Annotated in this window: 13 protein-coding genes; 10 read left to right on the top strand and 3 right to left on the bottom strand. The window is 63.1% G+C overall.

What is annotated here, in order from left to right:
* The first annotated feature begins 215 nt into the window (after positions 1–215).
* Complete coding sequence (locus tag CC207_RS04520; protein ID WP_028692114.1) at positions 216–2,480, top strand: bifunctional diguanylate cyclase/phosphodiesterase; 2,265 nt, start codon at positions 216–218, stop codon at positions 2,478–2,480.
* Here CC207_RS04520 and CC207_RS04515 read toward each other — a convergent pair.
* The gene (locus CC207_RS04515; RefSeq protein WP_028692115.1) at positions 2,380–3,267 is read right to left on the bottom strand and encodes an NAD(P)-dependent oxidoreductase; all 888 of its coding nucleotides are present in this window, start codon (positions 3,265–3,267) and stop codon (positions 2,380–2,382) included. The genes CC207_RS04520 and CC207_RS04515 overlap by 101 nt on opposite strands.
* Positions 3,268–3,460: 193 nt before the next feature.
* On the opposite strand from CC207_RS04515, the gene CC207_RS04510 reads away from it, so the two are divergent.
* Positions 3,461–5,644 carry a hypothetical protein gene (locus tag CC207_RS04510; protein WP_028692116.1) on the top strand — a complete coding sequence of 728 codons (2,184 nt, stop codon included), beginning with the start codon at positions 3,461–3,463 and terminating at the stop codon, positions 5,642–5,644.
* A gap of 211 nt (positions 5,645–5,855) precedes the next feature.
* On the opposite strand, the gene CC207_RS04505 is transcribed toward CC207_RS04510, so the two are convergent.
* The gene (locus tag CC207_RS04505) at positions 5,856–6,161 is read right to left on the bottom strand and encodes a DUF2288 domain-containing protein (protein ID WP_088851653.1); all 306 of its coding nucleotides are present in this window, start codon (positions 6,159–6,161) and stop codon (positions 5,856–5,858) included.
* Between the two features lie 358 nt (positions 6,162–6,519).
* Here CC207_RS04505 and CC207_RS04500 point away from each other — a divergent pair, with 358 nt between their 5' ends.
* The 7 genes from CC207_RS04500 (at position 6,520) to CC207_RS04470 (ending at position 14,018) form a co-directional block, all read left to right on the top strand.
* A complete protein-coding gene (locus tag CC207_RS04500) occupies positions 6,520–7,635 on the top strand; it encodes a branched-chain amino acid ABC transporter substrate-binding protein (protein ID WP_028692118.1) in 1,116 nt (371 codons plus the stop codon).
* Positions 7,636–7,871: 236 nt separating this feature from the next.
* Complete coding sequence (livH, locus tag CC207_RS04495; protein WP_028692119.1) at positions 7,872–8,795, top strand: high-affinity branched-chain amino acid ABC transporter permease LivH; 924 nt, start codon at positions 7,872–7,874, stop codon at positions 8,793–8,795.
* A complete protein-coding gene (locus CC207_RS04490) occupies positions 8,792–10,048 on the top strand; it encodes a high-affinity branched-chain amino acid ABC transporter permease LivM (protein ID WP_028692120.1) in 1,257 nt (418 codons plus the stop codon). Before livH ends, CC207_RS04490 begins: the two co-directional genes overlap by 4 nt.
* A complete protein-coding gene (gene livG, locus CC207_RS04485) occupies positions 10,045–10,812 on the top strand; it encodes a high-affinity branched-chain amino acid ABC transporter ATP-binding protein LivG (protein ID WP_028692121.1) in 768 nt (255 codons plus the stop codon). The genes CC207_RS04490 and livG overlap by 4 nt, the downstream gene beginning before the upstream one ends.
* Complete coding sequence (locus tag CC207_RS04480; protein ID WP_028692122.1) at positions 10,813–11,514, top strand: ABC transporter ATP-binding protein; 702 nt, start codon at positions 10,813–10,815, stop codon at positions 11,512–11,514.
* 115 nt (positions 11,515–11,629) lie between these two features.
* Positions 11,630–12,307, top strand: coding sequence for a COG3650 family protein (locus CC207_RS04475; RefSeq protein ID WP_028692123.1), 678 nt, complete (start codon positions 11,630–11,632; stop codon positions 12,305–12,307).
* Between the two features lie 103 nt (positions 12,308–12,410).
* Positions 12,411–14,018, top strand: coding sequence for an NAD(P)/FAD-dependent oxidoreductase (locus CC207_RS04470; RefSeq protein ID WP_088851652.1), 1,608 nt, complete (start codon positions 12,411–12,413; stop codon positions 14,016–14,018).
* A 71-nt stretch (positions 14,019–14,089) separates the two neighbouring features.
* Here the strand turns inward: CC207_RS04470 and CC207_RS04465 are convergent, their stop codons facing one another.
* Positions 14,090–14,554, bottom strand: coding sequence for a glycine zipper 2TM domain-containing protein (locus CC207_RS04465; RefSeq protein WP_023632818.1), 465 nt, complete (start codon positions 14,552–14,554; stop codon positions 14,090–14,092).
* A 148-nt stretch (positions 14,555–14,702) separates the two neighbouring features.
* Here CC207_RS04465 and CC207_RS04460 point away from each other — a divergent pair, with 148 nt between their 5' ends.
* Entirely contained in the window at positions 14,703–14,933 is a 231-nt protein-coding gene (locus tag CC207_RS04460; RefSeq protein WP_028692125.1) for a hypothetical protein, read from the top strand.
* Positions 14,934–15,040: the final 107 nt, after the last annotated feature.

Genomic DNA, 15,040 nt, shown 5'->3' with positions numbered 1-15,040 from the left:
GCCCGTCAGGGATTCGAGGGAGCGGGCTTGCCCCGCGATCGCTTCGGCCAGTCGATATTCATTTAGACCATCCAGCTATTGCCTTCATATCCAAATGGTAGAAATCAAAGTGCCATTAATCAGGAAGGCTTAAGCACCCATTTCTATACTCCTGCAGGAACAGTCTCCATCCGTGCTATTTGGGGACGAGTGAAGACTCGACGAAGAGGCCTGCAATGGAGTGGCTGGGACTGCAATTGTTCGCCGAGCTGCCGGCGACCGGACAGATCATCCTCGACTGCCGACACAACCCCTTCCTGGTGCTGCTCGCCTTCGTCGTGGCCAGCGCCGCCTGTTTCGCCACCCTGGACATGAGCGAACGCCAGAGCCAATGCGAGGACCGCTTCGCCCGTCGGCAATGGCGAGTGCTTGGCGCCTGCTGCCTGGCCGGCGGGATCTGGGCCATGCACTTCATCAGCATGCTGGCGTTCCAGGCACCGCTGGAGATCCACTTCGACGCACCGCTGACAGGCTTGTCGCTGCTGGTGGCCCTGCTCGCCGCCTGGCTGGCGATGAACAGCCTCAATCGCAGCGAAATGCGCCTGCGCCACTATCTGCAGACCGCGCTGTTCATCGGCCTGGGCATCAGCATCATGCACTACACCGGCATGGCCGCCCTGCAGACCAGCGCCCAGCAGTACTACCAGACCGGCCTGCTGCTCGCCTCCATCGGCATCGCCGTGCTCGTCAGCCTGGTGGCGCTGCTGATGGCCCGCTACTTCCGCAAGGGCAGCGGCACCTTGCACCTGTTGCTCAAGTACGGCGCCAGCCTGCTGATGGCCGGCGGCATCGTGCTGACTCATTTCACCGGCATGGCGGCCATGACCCTGGTGATTCCCGGCGAAACCGCCCTGCGCCTGCCCTCGGCCGACAACAGTCTGCAGTTGGCACTGACCATCGCTGTCATCACCCTGCTGATCAGCGCTGGCAGCATCAGCGCGGCGCTGGCCGACAAGAAGCTGCAGAGCAAGGAGCACGACCTGCGCCGGGTCAATGTGTTGCTCAGCCAGCTCGACCAGGCCCGGGCTTCGCTGCAGCAGGCAGCCCACTACGATGCCCTGACCAACCTGGTCAACCGCCGCGGCTTCAACCAGGTGTTCGCCGAGCGCCTGGCCGAACAGGCCGCCCATGAGGGCATGCTGGCGGTGATGTTCCTCGACATCGACCATTTCAAGCGCATCAACGACAGCCTCGGGCATGCCGCCGGCGACGAACTGCTCAAGGTGATCGCCGGCCATATCAAGGCCGCCACCCGCGGTCAGGACCTGGTGGCGCGCTTCGGTGGCGATGAGTTCTGCATCGTCACCAGCCTCAACAGCCGCGACGAGGCCCGCCACCTGGCCCAGCGCATCATGCAGCGGATGAAGGAGCCGATCGACCTGGCGGGCCGGCGCATGGTCATGACCACCAGCATCGGCATCAGCATCTTCCCCGATGACGGCCAGAGCACCGAGGAACTGCTGAAGAACGCCGACCTGGCGCTGTACCAGTCCAAAGGCTGCGGGCGCAACAGCCTGAACTTCTTCAACAACGGCCTGAAGACCCGTGCCACCTTGGAGCTGCAACTGGAGGAGGAACTGCGCGTGGCGCTGTTCGAGGAGCGCGGCCTATGCGTGCACTACCAGCCGATCTACGACCTGCGCAGCGGCCAGGTGGCCAAGCTCGAGGCCCTGGTACGCTGGCAGCACCCGCAGCACGGCCTGCTCAGCCCCGAGCGTTTCATCTGCATCGCCGAGGCCAACGGCCTGATCGCCGAACTGGACCTGTGGGTGCTGCGCCGGGCCTGCGAGGACCTGGCCCAGCTCAATCGCCACGGCTATGGCGAACTGAAGGTCACGGTGAACTGCTCGGCGCTCACCCTCGGCCGCGAGGAGCTGGCCACCGAGGTGGAGATGGCGCTGTTCCAGGCCGGCCTGGCGCCGCGCCAGCTGGAACTGGAGGTCACCGAAAACGCGCTGATGGGCGACATTCATCACACCATCAGCCTGCTCAAGCGCATCCGCGCCCAGGGCGTGGCGCTTTCGATCGACGACTTCGGCACCGGCTATTCGTCATTGGCCTACCTGAAACGGCTGCCGCTGGACGTGCTGAAGATCGACCGCTCGTTCATCCAGGACGTGCCGGGCAGCCAGAAGGACCGGGAAATCGTCCAGGCAATCATCATCATGGCCCACACCCTGCACCTGAAGGTGGTCACCGAAGGCGTCGAGACCGTCGAGCAGCATGAGTTCCTCGCCAGCCATGGCTGCGACTACCTGCAGGGCTACCTGCTCAGCCGGCCGGTGCCGCTGGCCGAGCTACGGCCGATCCTCGAACGCCTCGACCGCCAATCGGGCGAGCTCAGTCCTTGTTGCGATACAGCGTTACCAGAGTCGCCGGATCTTTTTGCAGATAACCCTGGCTACCGTGCAGGCGCATCAGCTGCGCGGCGAGGCCACTGAGCGGCGTCGCCGAGCCCTGCTCGCGGGAAAACTTCACCGCGGTATCGAGGTCCTTGAGCAAGGTGCGCACGTGCCACTTGACCGGCTCGAAGCGGCTCTCGGCCATCTGCGGGGCAAGGATCTGCAGCGGCCTGGAGTCGGCGAATCCACCGGCCAGCGCCTCGGCGATCAGCCGCGCATCGACCCCTGACTGCTCGGCCAGGGCCACCACCTCGGCGATCACCAGCGCATTGCAGGCCACGATCATCTGGTTGCACGCCTTGGTCACCTGGCCGGCGCCCACCGCGCCCATGTGCGTGACCCGCTGGCCCAGGGTCAGCAGCACCGGCCGCGCCCGCTCGAGATCATCGGCCTCGCCGCCGACCATGATCGCCAGGGTACCCGCCTCGGCCCCCGGCGTGCCGCCGGACACCGGTGCATCGAGCCAGGCCATGCCGCACAGGGCGGCCAGCTCGGCGGCCATTTCACGGGTGGCGGTTGGCTCCAGGCTGGAGAAGTCCACCAGCAGCTGACCACTGCGCCCGCCATGGACGATGCCCTGCTCGCCGAACACCACCTCGCGCACCACCGCCGTGTCGGCCAGGCACAGCAGCACCATGTCCGTCGCCTGGCACAGCTCGGCGGGGCTGGCGGCCAGTTGCGCACCGGCGGCGACCAGCTCGGCGCACTTGCCCGGACTGCGGTTCCACACGGTCAACGGATACCCGGCGGCCAGCAACCGACGGCACATCGGCAGGCCCATCAGGCCAATCCCGGCAAAACCCAACGAAGGCAATGCAGTACTCATGAGCGACTCCAGATTAAAGAAGCGTGACAAACGGACGATGCAATGCGGGTGCGAACGGAAAAACCTTAGTCCGACTAAGGAAACCCCCTATCGCATAAGAAAAAGACGCACTGATAAAGTCGCGAAATTTCTCCGTGATGGCTAGATGACATGCATCACCGGGAAGCCAACCACTCCAGGCAAATGGCGCACTATGACCTCTACGAACACTTCTGCCAATGCGGTCCCCGAGCCGACCCTCAGCCCCACTTCGCTGACTGCCGGCAGTGCTCGAGACCTTCCCGCCGCCCGCAGCATGCCGGCGCAGCAGTACCTGTACTTCACCGAGCAGGACATCCAGCGCATCCTCGACAACCTCGACGGCCTGCGCGACCTGGTGTTTCCGCCGAACCTGCACGTGGAGGACGAGGACCAGTTGCGCCTGGAGCAGCAGTTCCCGTCGGTGTGCCTGATTGGCCTGGGCCGCTGCGGCTCGAACATCGCCCTGGACGTGGCGGAACTGGTATACAACGCCCGCACCTTCTTCCTCAATGAGTACAACAACGAGGACCGCTTCAAGGGTGAAGCAGGCTACAGCCCGGCGCGCTGGATCCGCCAGAACCTGCGCCTGGTGCAGAACAAGGCCGCCAAGCCGGTGTTCCTGGTCGAGCCGCTGGTGATGCTGGGCGACCTGGACAAGGACATCGCCGGGCGCATCCGCTTCTCGCGCAAGGGCGAGCGTGGCGGCTTCCTGCGTGACTACAGCAAGATGAAGATCATGGACCTGTCCGAGGTGCATGCCGGGGGTGCCGGTAACGCGCCGATCCTTGGCCAGTACCTGGCCAAGATCATCCTCAACAAGGACACCCAGCGCTTCTCCAGTGCCGACTGGAAACTGATCCACTCGTACCTGATCGACTCCTGCGGCATCAAGGCCAACCAGTCGCGCCTGTACTTCTACATCTTCAGCGCCGGCGGCGGCACAGGTTCAGGGATGGCCTCGGAATTCGGCCTGGCCCAGCAGTACTCGTACATGAACAAGACCTTCGACACCAAGCCGGCCGACGAGAACGACGGCAAGAGCGGGCACTCGTTCGTCTTCGAGCCGATCTTCACCAGCGGCATCTGCGTGCTGCCCAACGCCTCCGACCACCGCAGCGAAATGTCCGAGGCGCTGCACATCAACGCCGGACGCCTGCTATGCAAATACCTGTCGGAGGAATGGGACTTCTCGTACAACTTCGACAATGAAGACAGCAGCGAAGCCAGCGTCATGGGCCGTATCCGCCCATGGAACGCGATGATGCTGATCTCCAACGACATCATGCGCTACGCCGAGGAGAGCGATGACGGCACGATCCAGAACATCGACGTCAACGCCATGGAGAAGCACGCCAACCAGTACATCTCCCAGCAGATTTTCAACATCCTCACCGCCCAGGCGGTGACCACCGACTACGACCAGAACTACTTCCGTCGCGCCGGCATCGACATCGGCGAGACCATTCGCCTGGACGCCAACGACCTGTTCATGAGCCTGGCCGGCCCCGTGGCCATCGCCTACGCCGAATCGGTGGTGCCGGAAGTGCCACCTGCTGGGTCGGACAAGTTCAAGGTGTTCGAGCGCGAGCAGCCGCGCCTGGATATCGACGACCTGTTCTTCCGCTCCATCGACCTGCCGCACTTCAACAAGCAGACTCAGGCCATCGAGGGCATCAGCCTGCTGCCGATCGAGTCGCGCCGCTACCGCGCCGCGCTGGAGCAGTACCAGGCCTCGGGCTACGACGCCGCGGCCCTGCACGACCTGCACTTCTTCAAGAACTGCTCGTCGGTGGTGTCGATCGTCTCCCTGCCCAAGGACTACAAGCTGTCGTACATGGACCTGAACCGGCTCAAGACCCACCTCAACAGCCTGTTCCCCAACACCACGCTCAAGCGCTACGCGTTGGTGATCGGCGCCTCGGCCAACCTGTCACTGACCACCCTGATCGCCAAGAGCCCTTGCCTGTCGGACGACTTCCTGACCCTGATCGTGGCGTTCATCAAGCGCTGCTTCGCGCGTAACCCGTACCGCTTCGACGACACCATGGACAACGCGATCCTGGAGTTCATTACCAGCGAGCACTTCGATGAAGACAGCATCGACGACCTGCTCAACGAGTTCGAGAACCCGGCGAAGATCCTCGACACCAACTGGTACGCGATCAAGCCGATGTACGAGAAGAAATACCGCGAGCTGATCAACGACAAGAGCCGCTTCGTCTCGATCAACGATATCCGCCTGTCGCGCGAGTGCGTGAAGAAGGCAGTGAAGTACCTGCGCGAGATCTTCCGCCATCGCATCGGCAAGACCCGGGTGATTTCGCTGAACAGCCATACCGGGCGCGTGGACTACTGAAAACCATCGCGGGGCAAGCCCGCTCCCACGAGGAGGCTTCGTGGGAGCGGGCTTGCCCCGCGATCATTTCGGCGGCGTATTACGCATGCCGTAAACTGTTACCGCCCCGCCAAATCACCCCGCCACTGTTACCAACTTCCACCTTACGTGAGCGTCAACGCGCACCATCACGAGGCGTATGCGCGTTTTTGCGCACTAAAAAAGCACGTGCTTATTCCGCTTTCTTCGCCTGGATCACGATGAACGGCGAAACCACCACCGCCCAGATCTCTGGATCGCGGGTTTGCAGGTCGAGCGCCTGCTCAGCAGACACCGCTCCGACAATGCCATCATTACGCCACTTGGCGAAGATCTCGCTGCGATTCTCGGCCATCGCCTCGGCAACGGTGATCAGGTCGAGGCTGGGGTCGACCCAAATCAGGTCACCCTTGGCCCAGAAACGCTCCAGGGCTTTCCACTCGATGACGGCGGTCTCGCCGAGCAATTTGGCATAGAGGGTGCTTACTTGATCTGTCATGGGTCTACCTGCGCAAAGATCGTCCAACAAAAAGGCCGGCATTTTTGCAGAAAAACCTGGTTTCAAATACGTAATTTGGTCGATCAGGCCCGAACTTGTGGGGGCGGGCTGCGGATACCGGCAAAGTGATGGCGCTTTTCTGTATCTTTATGTCGACCAGGCGACACCCCTCGAAACAGACGCTTTTCGCCCGCTTTTCAAGCGCTCGGACGGCGCTCTACACTGTACCGGTACAGTTCCGGGACATGTTCCGGGGGAAGGTGGGCTCACGGCATGGCGTAGCCAGGCCGTAGATCCCGCCCGGTCTGTAGCCCTGGCCTCAGGACTATAAGAATTACAACAGAATGAGTGGAGCACTATGATCAAGATTTCCAAGCTGTTTGCCGCGATGGTTCTGGCCGGAGTCGCCAGCCATTCGTTTGCCGCCGACACCATCAAGATCGGCATCGCCGGTCCCAAGACCGGGCCGGTGACCCAGTACGGCGACATGCAGTTCGTCGGCGCCAAACAGGCCATCAAGGACATCAACGCCAAGGGCGGCGTCGATGGCAAGATGCTCGAAGCCAAGGAATACGACGACGCGTGCGACCCTAAACAGGCCGTGGCCGTCGCCAACAAAGTGGTCAACGATGGCGTCAAGTACGTGATCGGCCACCTCTGCTCCAGCTCCACCCAGCCTGCGTCCGACATCTACGAAGACGAAGGCGTGATCATGATCACCCCCGCCGCCACCTCCCCGGACATCACCAGCCGTGGCTACAAGATGGTCTTCCGCACCATCGGCCTGGACAGCGCCCAGGGCCCGGCCGCCGGCAACTACATCGCCGACCACGTCAAGCCGAAGGTCGTTGCGGTCCTGCACGACAAGCAGCAGTACGGCGAAGGCATCGCCACCGCGGTCAAGACCACCCTCGAGAAGAAAGGCACCAAGGTCGCCGTCTTCGAAGGCCTGAACGCCGGTGACAAGGACTTCTCCTCGATCATCCAGAAGCTCAAGCAGAACAACGTCGACTTCGTCTACTACGGCGGCTACCACCCGGAGCTGGGCCTGATCCTGCGCCAGGCGCAAGAGAAGGGCCTGAAGGCCAAGTTCATGGGTCCGGAAGGCGTGGGTAACGACTCCATCTCGCAGATCGCCCAGAATGCCTCCGAAGGCCTGCTGGTCACCCTGCCGAAATCGTTCGACGCCGACCCTGCGAACAAGGCCATCGTCGACGCCATCAAGGCCGACGGCAAGGACCCGAGCGGTCCGTTCGTGTTCCCGGCCTATTCGGCTGTCCAGCTGATCGCCGAAGGCATCAAGGCCGCCAAGTCCGAAGACACCGACAAGGTGGCTACCGCCATCCACGCCGGTACCTTCAAGACCCCGACCGGCGACCTGTCCTACGATGAGAAAGGCGACCTGAAGGACTTCAAGTTCGTGGTCTACGAATGGCACTTCGGCAAGCCGAAGACCGAAGTCTCCCCTCAGTAACTGCGTGACTAATAGCTGACCGAGAAGCCCACTGTGCGAGCAGTGGGCTTTGTTTTACGAGGTTCTATGGACCTGATTCCCGTGATCCGGGAGCCGGTTCACCTGAAAATCTTAAAACCGTCACCCGCGGTTTCCTGGTTGTGCCCGCACAAGATCACGTGGCGTAGACCACGAGAACATGGGCCGGGGTCATCCCCCGCCAGAGAAATGCAAATCAGGTTTTTAGGAGCGCTGTAATGCCTGAGATCTACCATTTCCTACAACAACTGGTTAACGGATTGACCATCGGCAGTACCTACGCGCTGATCGCCATCGGTTACACGATGGTGTACGGCATCATCGGCATGATCAACTTCGCCCACGGCGAGGTGTACATGATCGGTTCCTACGTGGCCTTCATCGCCCTCGCCGGGCTGGCCATGATGGGCATCCACTCATTGCCGATCCTGATGACCGTGGCCTTCGTCGCCACGATCTTCGTCACCAGTGCCTACGGCTACAGCATCGAACGGGTCGCCTACCGACCGCTGCGCAACAGCAACCGGCTGATCCCGCTGATCTCCGCCATCGGCATGTCGATCTTCCTGCAGAACACCGTCCTGCTGTCGCAGGACTCCAAGGACAAGTCCATCCCCAACCTGATCCCCGGCAGCTTCTCGTTCGGCCCGGGCGGCGCGGAGGAGGTGCTGGTCTCGTACATGCAGATCCTGGTGTTCGTGGTGACCCTCGTCGCCATGACCTGCCTGACCCTGTTCATCTCCCGTTCTCGCCTGGGTCGCGCCTGCCGCGCCTGCGCCGAGGACATCAAGATGGCCAACCTGCTGGGCATCAACACCAACAACATCATCGCCCTGACCTTCGTCATCGGCGCCGCGCTGGCGGCGGTGGCGGCCGTGCTGCTGAGCATGCAGTACGGGGTGATCAACCCCAACGCCGGTTTCCTGGTGGGCCTGAAGGCCTTCACCGCGGCGGTACTGGGCGGCATCGGCAGCATCCCGGGCGCCATGCTCGGCGGGCTGGTGCTGGGCGTGGCCGAAGCGTTCGGCGCCGACATCTTCGGCGACCAGTACAAGGACGTGGTGGCATTCGGTCTTTTGGTTCTTGTCCTGCTGTTCCGGCCGACCGGCATCCTGGGCCGCCCGGAGGTTGAAAAAGTATGAACAGAAATCTCAAACAGGCGTTCTTCAGCGCCTTGCTGGTCTGGGCCGTGGCCTTCCCGGTGCTGGGCTTGAAACTCAGCATCGACGGCATCAGCCTGATCGTGCACAGCCAGGGCTCGTTCACCATCAGCATCATCGCCGCGTGCTCGGTGCTGATGTTCCTGCGCGTGTTGTTCGACAAGCAGTGGAGCGCGGTGATGGGCCGCCGCTCGGAGCGCAAGCTGGTACCACCTTCGGTGACCAACTTCCTCACCCTGCCGAAGACCCAGCGCTGGGTCATCATGGGGCTGATCGTGGCGGCGCTGATCTGGCCGTTCTTCGGCTCGCGCGGCGCGGTCGACATCGCCACCTTGATCCTGATCTACGTGTTGCTGGGCCTGGGCCTGAACATCGTGGTGGGGCTTGCGGGCCTGCTCGACCTGGGTTACGTCGGCTTCTATGCCGTCGGCGCCTACAGCTACGCGATGCTCTCGCACTACCTGGGCTGGAGCTTCTGGGTGTGCCTGCCGATCGCCGGCCTGATGGCCGCCACCTTCGGTTTCCTGCTCGGCTTCCCGGTGCTGCGCCTGCGCGGCGACTACCTGGCGATCGTGACCCTGGGCTTCGGCGAGATCATCCGCCTGTTCCTGCGTAACCTCACCGACTGGACCGGCGGCCCCAACGGCATCAGCAACATCCCCAAGCCGGAGTTCTTCGGCCTGACCTTCGAACGCCGCGCCGCCGAGGGCATGCAGACCTTCCACGAGTTCTTCGGGCTGGAATACAACTCGATCAACAAGGTGATCTTCCTCTACCTGGTGGCCCTGCTGCTGGCACTGCTGGCGCTGTTCGTCATCAACCGCCTGCTGCGCATGCCGATCGGCCGGGCCTGGGAAGCGCTGCGTGAAGACGAGATCGCCTGCCGTGCGCTGGGCCTGAACCCCACCGTGATCAAGCTCTCGGCGTTCACCCTGGGTGCCTGCTTCGCCGGTTTCGCCGGCAGCTTCTTCGCCGCCCGCCAGGGGCTGGTGACACCGGAGTCGTTCACCTTCATCGAGTCGGCGATCATCCTCGCCATCGTCGTGCTGGGTGGCATGGGTTCGCAGCTGGGCGTGATTCTCGCGGCCATCGTGATGATCCTTCTGCCGGAGATGATGCGTGAGTTCAGCGAATACCGGATGCTGATGTTCGGTGCGCTGATGGTGTTGATGATGATCTGGCGTCCGCAGGGCCTGCTGCCCATGCAACGTCCGCACATGGAGCTGCCTCGATGAGCCGCGAAATTCTGCAAGTCAGCGGCCTGAGCATGCGCTTCGGCGGCTTGTTGGCGGTCAACGGCGTGGGCCTGACCGTCAAGGAAAAACAAGTGGTGGCGTTGATCGGCCCGAACGGCGCCGGCAAGACCACCGTGTTCAACTGCCTCACCGGCTTCTACAAGCCCAGCGGCGGCACCATCCTGCTCGACGGCCAGCCGATCCAGGGCCTGGCCGGCCATCAGATCGCCCGCAAGGGCGTGGTGCGGACCTTCCAGAACGTGCGCCTGTTCAAGGAAATGACCGCGCTGGAAAACCTGCTGATCGCCCAGCACCGCCATCTGAACACCAACTTCTTCGCCGGCCTGTTCAAGACCCCGGGCTTCCGTCGCAGCGAGAAGGAGGCCATGGAGCGCGCGCAGTACTGGCTGGAGAAGGTCAACCTGACCGAGTTCGCCAACCGTACCGCCGGCACCCTCGCCTACGGCCAGCAGCGGCGCCTGGAAATCGCCCGCTGCATGATGACCCAACCGCGGATCATCATGCTCGACGAACCGGCCGCCGGCCTGAACCCCAAGGAGACCGAGGACCTCAAGGCCCTCATCGCCTACCTGCGCGAATCCCACAACGTGACCGTGCTGCTGATCGAGCACGACATGAAACTGGTGATGAGCATTTCCGACCACATCGTGGTGATCAACCAGGGCACGCCCCTGGCCGATGGCACGCCGGAAGAGATTCGCGGCAACCCTGATGTGATCAAGGCCTACCTGGGGGAGGCGTAAATGCTGAAGTTCGAGAACGTTTCCACCTTCTACGGCAAGATCCAGGCGCTGCACAGCGTCAACGTGGAGATCAACCAGGGCGAGATCGTCACCCTGATCGGTGCCAACGGTGCCGGCAAGTCGACCCTGCTGATGACCCTCTGCGGCTCGCCCCAGGCGAGCAGCGGCAGCATCAAGTACCTGGGCGAGGAGCTGGTCGGCCAGCCGTCCTCGCACATCATGCGCAAGAGCATCGCGGTGGTGCCGGAAGGCCGCCGCGTGTTCTCGCGCCTGACTGTCGAGGAAAACCTGGCCATGGGCGGTTTCTTCACCGACAAGGGCGACTACCAGGAACAGCTGGACAAAGTCCTGCAGCTGTTCCCGCGTCTGAAGGAACGCTACATCCAGCGCGGCGGCACCATGTCCGGCGGCGAGCAGCAGATGCTGGCCATCGGCCGGGCGCTGATGAGCAAGCCCAAGCTGCTGCTGCTCGACGAGCCATCGCTGGGCCTAGCGCCGATCATCATCCAGCAGATCTTCGACATCATCGAACAGCTGCGCCGCGATGGCGTGACGGTGTTCCTGGTGGAGCAGAACGCCAACCAGGCGCTGAAGATCGCCGACCGGGCGTATGTGCTGGAAAACGGCAAGGTGGTGATGCAGGGTACCGGTGAAGCGTTGCTGACCGACCCGAAGGTACGCGACGCGTACCTCGGGGGTTGAATGATCAAAGGGCCTTCGGGCCCTTTTTTCTTGCCCCACGATGAGGCCCTTGTGATACCAGCGCACCCTGCGTAACGTGGCCAGCTCTTTTGCAACGTCTCCCGGAGCACGCCCCATGCGCCTCACCCCTTCACTGCTGCTCACCGCCTTGCTGCCGCTGTTCGCCGGCTGCCAGATGCTGGCCGAAAAACCGGTCGACCCGAACCTGGGCACCACCCGCATGCAAGGCGAGCTGAGCGCGGCCGGCGGTCATCTGCTGTTCAAGCCCTGCAGCGAAAGCCGTCGCTTCATCGTCAACGACGTCGCCGCCACCGGCATCCTGCAGGAAGCCGCCAACCTGGCCGACGACGCCGGTGACAAACTGTTCGCCGACGTCCGCGCGCGCATGACCGGCAGCAAGCAGGCCGGCAGCGACGGCCAGCTCGACGTGACCCGCCTGTACCGACTGGAAACCTCCGAATACAGTGGCTGCGAAGACCCGAACTTCAAGCAACTGACCCTGCGTGCCGGCGGCCATGAACCGGACTGGGACATCAAGGCCAGTGGCAAGGGCATGGTGCTCAACCGCATCGGCCAGGACCCGCTGCCGCTGCCTTACCTGGAGGAGGAAATGCCCGGCGGCGGCCTGAGCTTGTCCAGCGAAGCCAATGGCCAGCGCGTCGAGCTATGGGTCGCGCCGCAGCGCTGCGTCGACGGCGCCACCGGTGCCATCCGCCACCTCAAGGCCGAGCTGCGCATCGACGGCAAGACCCTGCAGGGCTGCGCCTACTACGGTGGCGCCCGCGACCTCTGATCGCCGGGCACTTTTATCCTGCCAGTCGGGGCGGCTAACAGCTTATACTTGGCGGTTTGTGTAAAGCCGCCGGCCGCCCATGGCCGGGATACTGGACCCTGCCATGCTACGAATCACCGAACTGAAGCTGCCCCTGGACCACTCCGACGACGAGCTGCGCGCCGCCATCGTCCAGCGCCTGGGCATCAGCGATGAGCAACTGCTCGGTTTCACCCTGTTCAAGCGCAGCTACGATGCGCGCAAGAAGAACAGCGAGCTGCTGTTCATCTACACCATCGACCTTGAAACCAGCAACGAAGACGAACTGCTGCGCCGCTTTGAAGACGACGGCAAGATCAGCGTGGCCCCGGACGTCAGCTACAAGTTCGTCGGCCAGGCCCCGGCCGAGCTGTCTGCGCGCCCGATCGTGGTCGGCTTCGGCCCCTGCGGCATCTTCGCCGGGCTGGTGCTGGCGCAGATGGGCTTCAAGCCGATCGTGCTGGAACGCGGCAAGGAAGTGCGCCAGCGCACCAAGGACACCTGGGGCCTGTGGCGCAAGAGCGTGCTCAACCCCGAGTCCAACGTGCAGTTCGGCGAAGGCGGCGCCGGCACCTTCTCCGACGGCAAGCTGTACAGCCAGATCAAGGACCCGAACCACCACGGCCGCAAGGTGCTGGAAGAGTTCGTCAAGGCCGGTGCCCCGGAAGAGATCCTTTACATCAACAAGCCGCACATCGGTACCTTCCGCCTGACCAGCATGGTCGAGAAGATGCGCGAGGAAATCATCAACCTAGGCGGTGAGGTACGCTTCGAGCAGAAGGTTACCGACCTGCTGATCGACGGCGAACAGCTCACAGGCGTGGTACTGGACAGCGGCGAACAGTTGCACTCGCGCCATGTGGTCCTTGCCTTGGGTCACAGCGCCCGCGACACCTTCCGCATGCTCCACGCCAAAGGCGTGTTCATGGAAGCCAAGCCGTTCTCGGTCGGTTTCCGTATCGAGCACCCGCAGTCGCTGATCGACAAGGCGCGCCTGGGCAAGTACGCCGGCCACCCTAAGCTCGGCGCCGCCGACTACAAGCTGGTGCACCACGCCAAGAATGGCCGTTCGGTCTACAGCTTCTGCATGTGCCCGGGCGGCACCGTGGTCGCCGCCACCAGCGAACCGGGGCGCGTGGTCACCAACGGCATGAGCCAGTACTCACGCAATGAGCGCAACGCCAACTCCGGCATCGTCGTCGGTATCGACCCCGAGCGCGACTACCCGGGCGGCCCACTGGCTGGCATCGAGCTGCAGGAACGCCTGGAGGCCCATGCCTACGTGATGGGCGGCAGCAACTACCAGGCACCGGCGCAGTTGGTGGGTGACTTCGTCGCCGGCCGTCCGTCCACCGCGCTGGGCAGCGTCGAGCCGTCCTACAAGCCGGGCGTGACCCTGGGCGACCTGGCCCCGAGCCTGCCGGACTTCGCCATCGAGGCGATTCGTGAGGCGCTGCCGGCCTTCGACCGCCAGATCAAGGGCTACAACCTGCATGACGCGGTGCTGACCGGCATCGAGACCCGCACCTCCTCGCCGCTGCGCATCACCCGTGATGCCAGCTTCCAGAGCCTCAACCTCAGGGGCTTGTTCCCGGCGGGTGAAGGTGCGGGCTACGCTGGTGGCATTCTGTCAGCGGGCGTGGATGGCATCCGCATCGCCGAGGCGGTGGCGCGGGACATGCTCGGCCTGTAATCCCACTGCAGGGCAAGCAAAAGAAAACCCCGAACAGGCCAGGCCGGTTCGGGGTTTCTTTTGTGCGGTGATCAGTGAGTGACGCGACTGGTGCCATCGACGGTCATGATGCGCACACGCTCGCCCACACGGAAGATCTCGTTCTGCTGCACTTGCTGCACGTAGGCGCGCATGCTGCCGTCGTCTTCACGTACGGTAATCTCGACGCCCTGGGTGCGTGTCAGGCCTTCTTCGGCGGCCGAACCTGCCAGGCCACCGGCCACGGCACCGATTACCGCAGCAACGATGCTGCCTCGGCCTCCGCCGACGGCGCTACCGGCGACGCCACCGACGATGGCGCCGGCGCCACCGCCAATCGGGGTCTTGGTGCCTTCGATCTTCACCGGACGCAGGGATTCGATGGTGCCCATGCGCACGGTCTGCACGCGGCGGGCCTCATCACGGGAGTAGCTGTCGCCGGTCAGCGACGACTGGCAGCCGCCCAGCAGCAGCGACACGGTGGTGAAGCTGGCCAGCAGCAAAGCGGATTTACGCATGGGGTCAATCTCCAGAAGACAAGTGTTCATTAGACTCCGCGCCTTGACAGGTGTCACGACGCAAACGTTATAAAATTGTTTTCATTCAGCCCAGGTACAGCCTATGCCGGCCATGTGGCGGGCATTTAACGTGAGACCAAGGATAGCCATGGATTACTTCATCGTCGTCGTGGTGACTATCGCCGGCCTGTATTTTCACGGGTGGCTGTATGTGCGCATGCGTCGCTGGATGGACCGGGACCTGGCGCTGTCGCTAGCCGGGGAGGATCCGGCGAAGCGGGATTTCATGCTCAAGTTGCTCGAGCGGGCGCGGGTGGAGAAAGTGCGGCGCAAGGAGTTGGCGGCGTGGCTGGAGCGGGAGGCGGCGGGGTATCGGTAATGCTGGGGCTGCTTTGCAGGAGGGTGTCAGAAATTTTGTGTTCGGGCATAACATGAGTAAGAGGTGCATGTATGCCAACCAAAAAGAAACCCTTGCGTGACCTGCCC

The organism is Pseudomonas sp. DrBHI1, assembly GCF_002205115.1.
GTDB classification, from domain to species: domain Bacteria; phylum Pseudomonadota; class Gammaproteobacteria; order Pseudomonadales; family Pseudomonadaceae; genus Aquipseudomonas; species Aquipseudomonas mosselii.
This window is presented reverse-complemented; position numbering and strand designations above follow the sequence as displayed.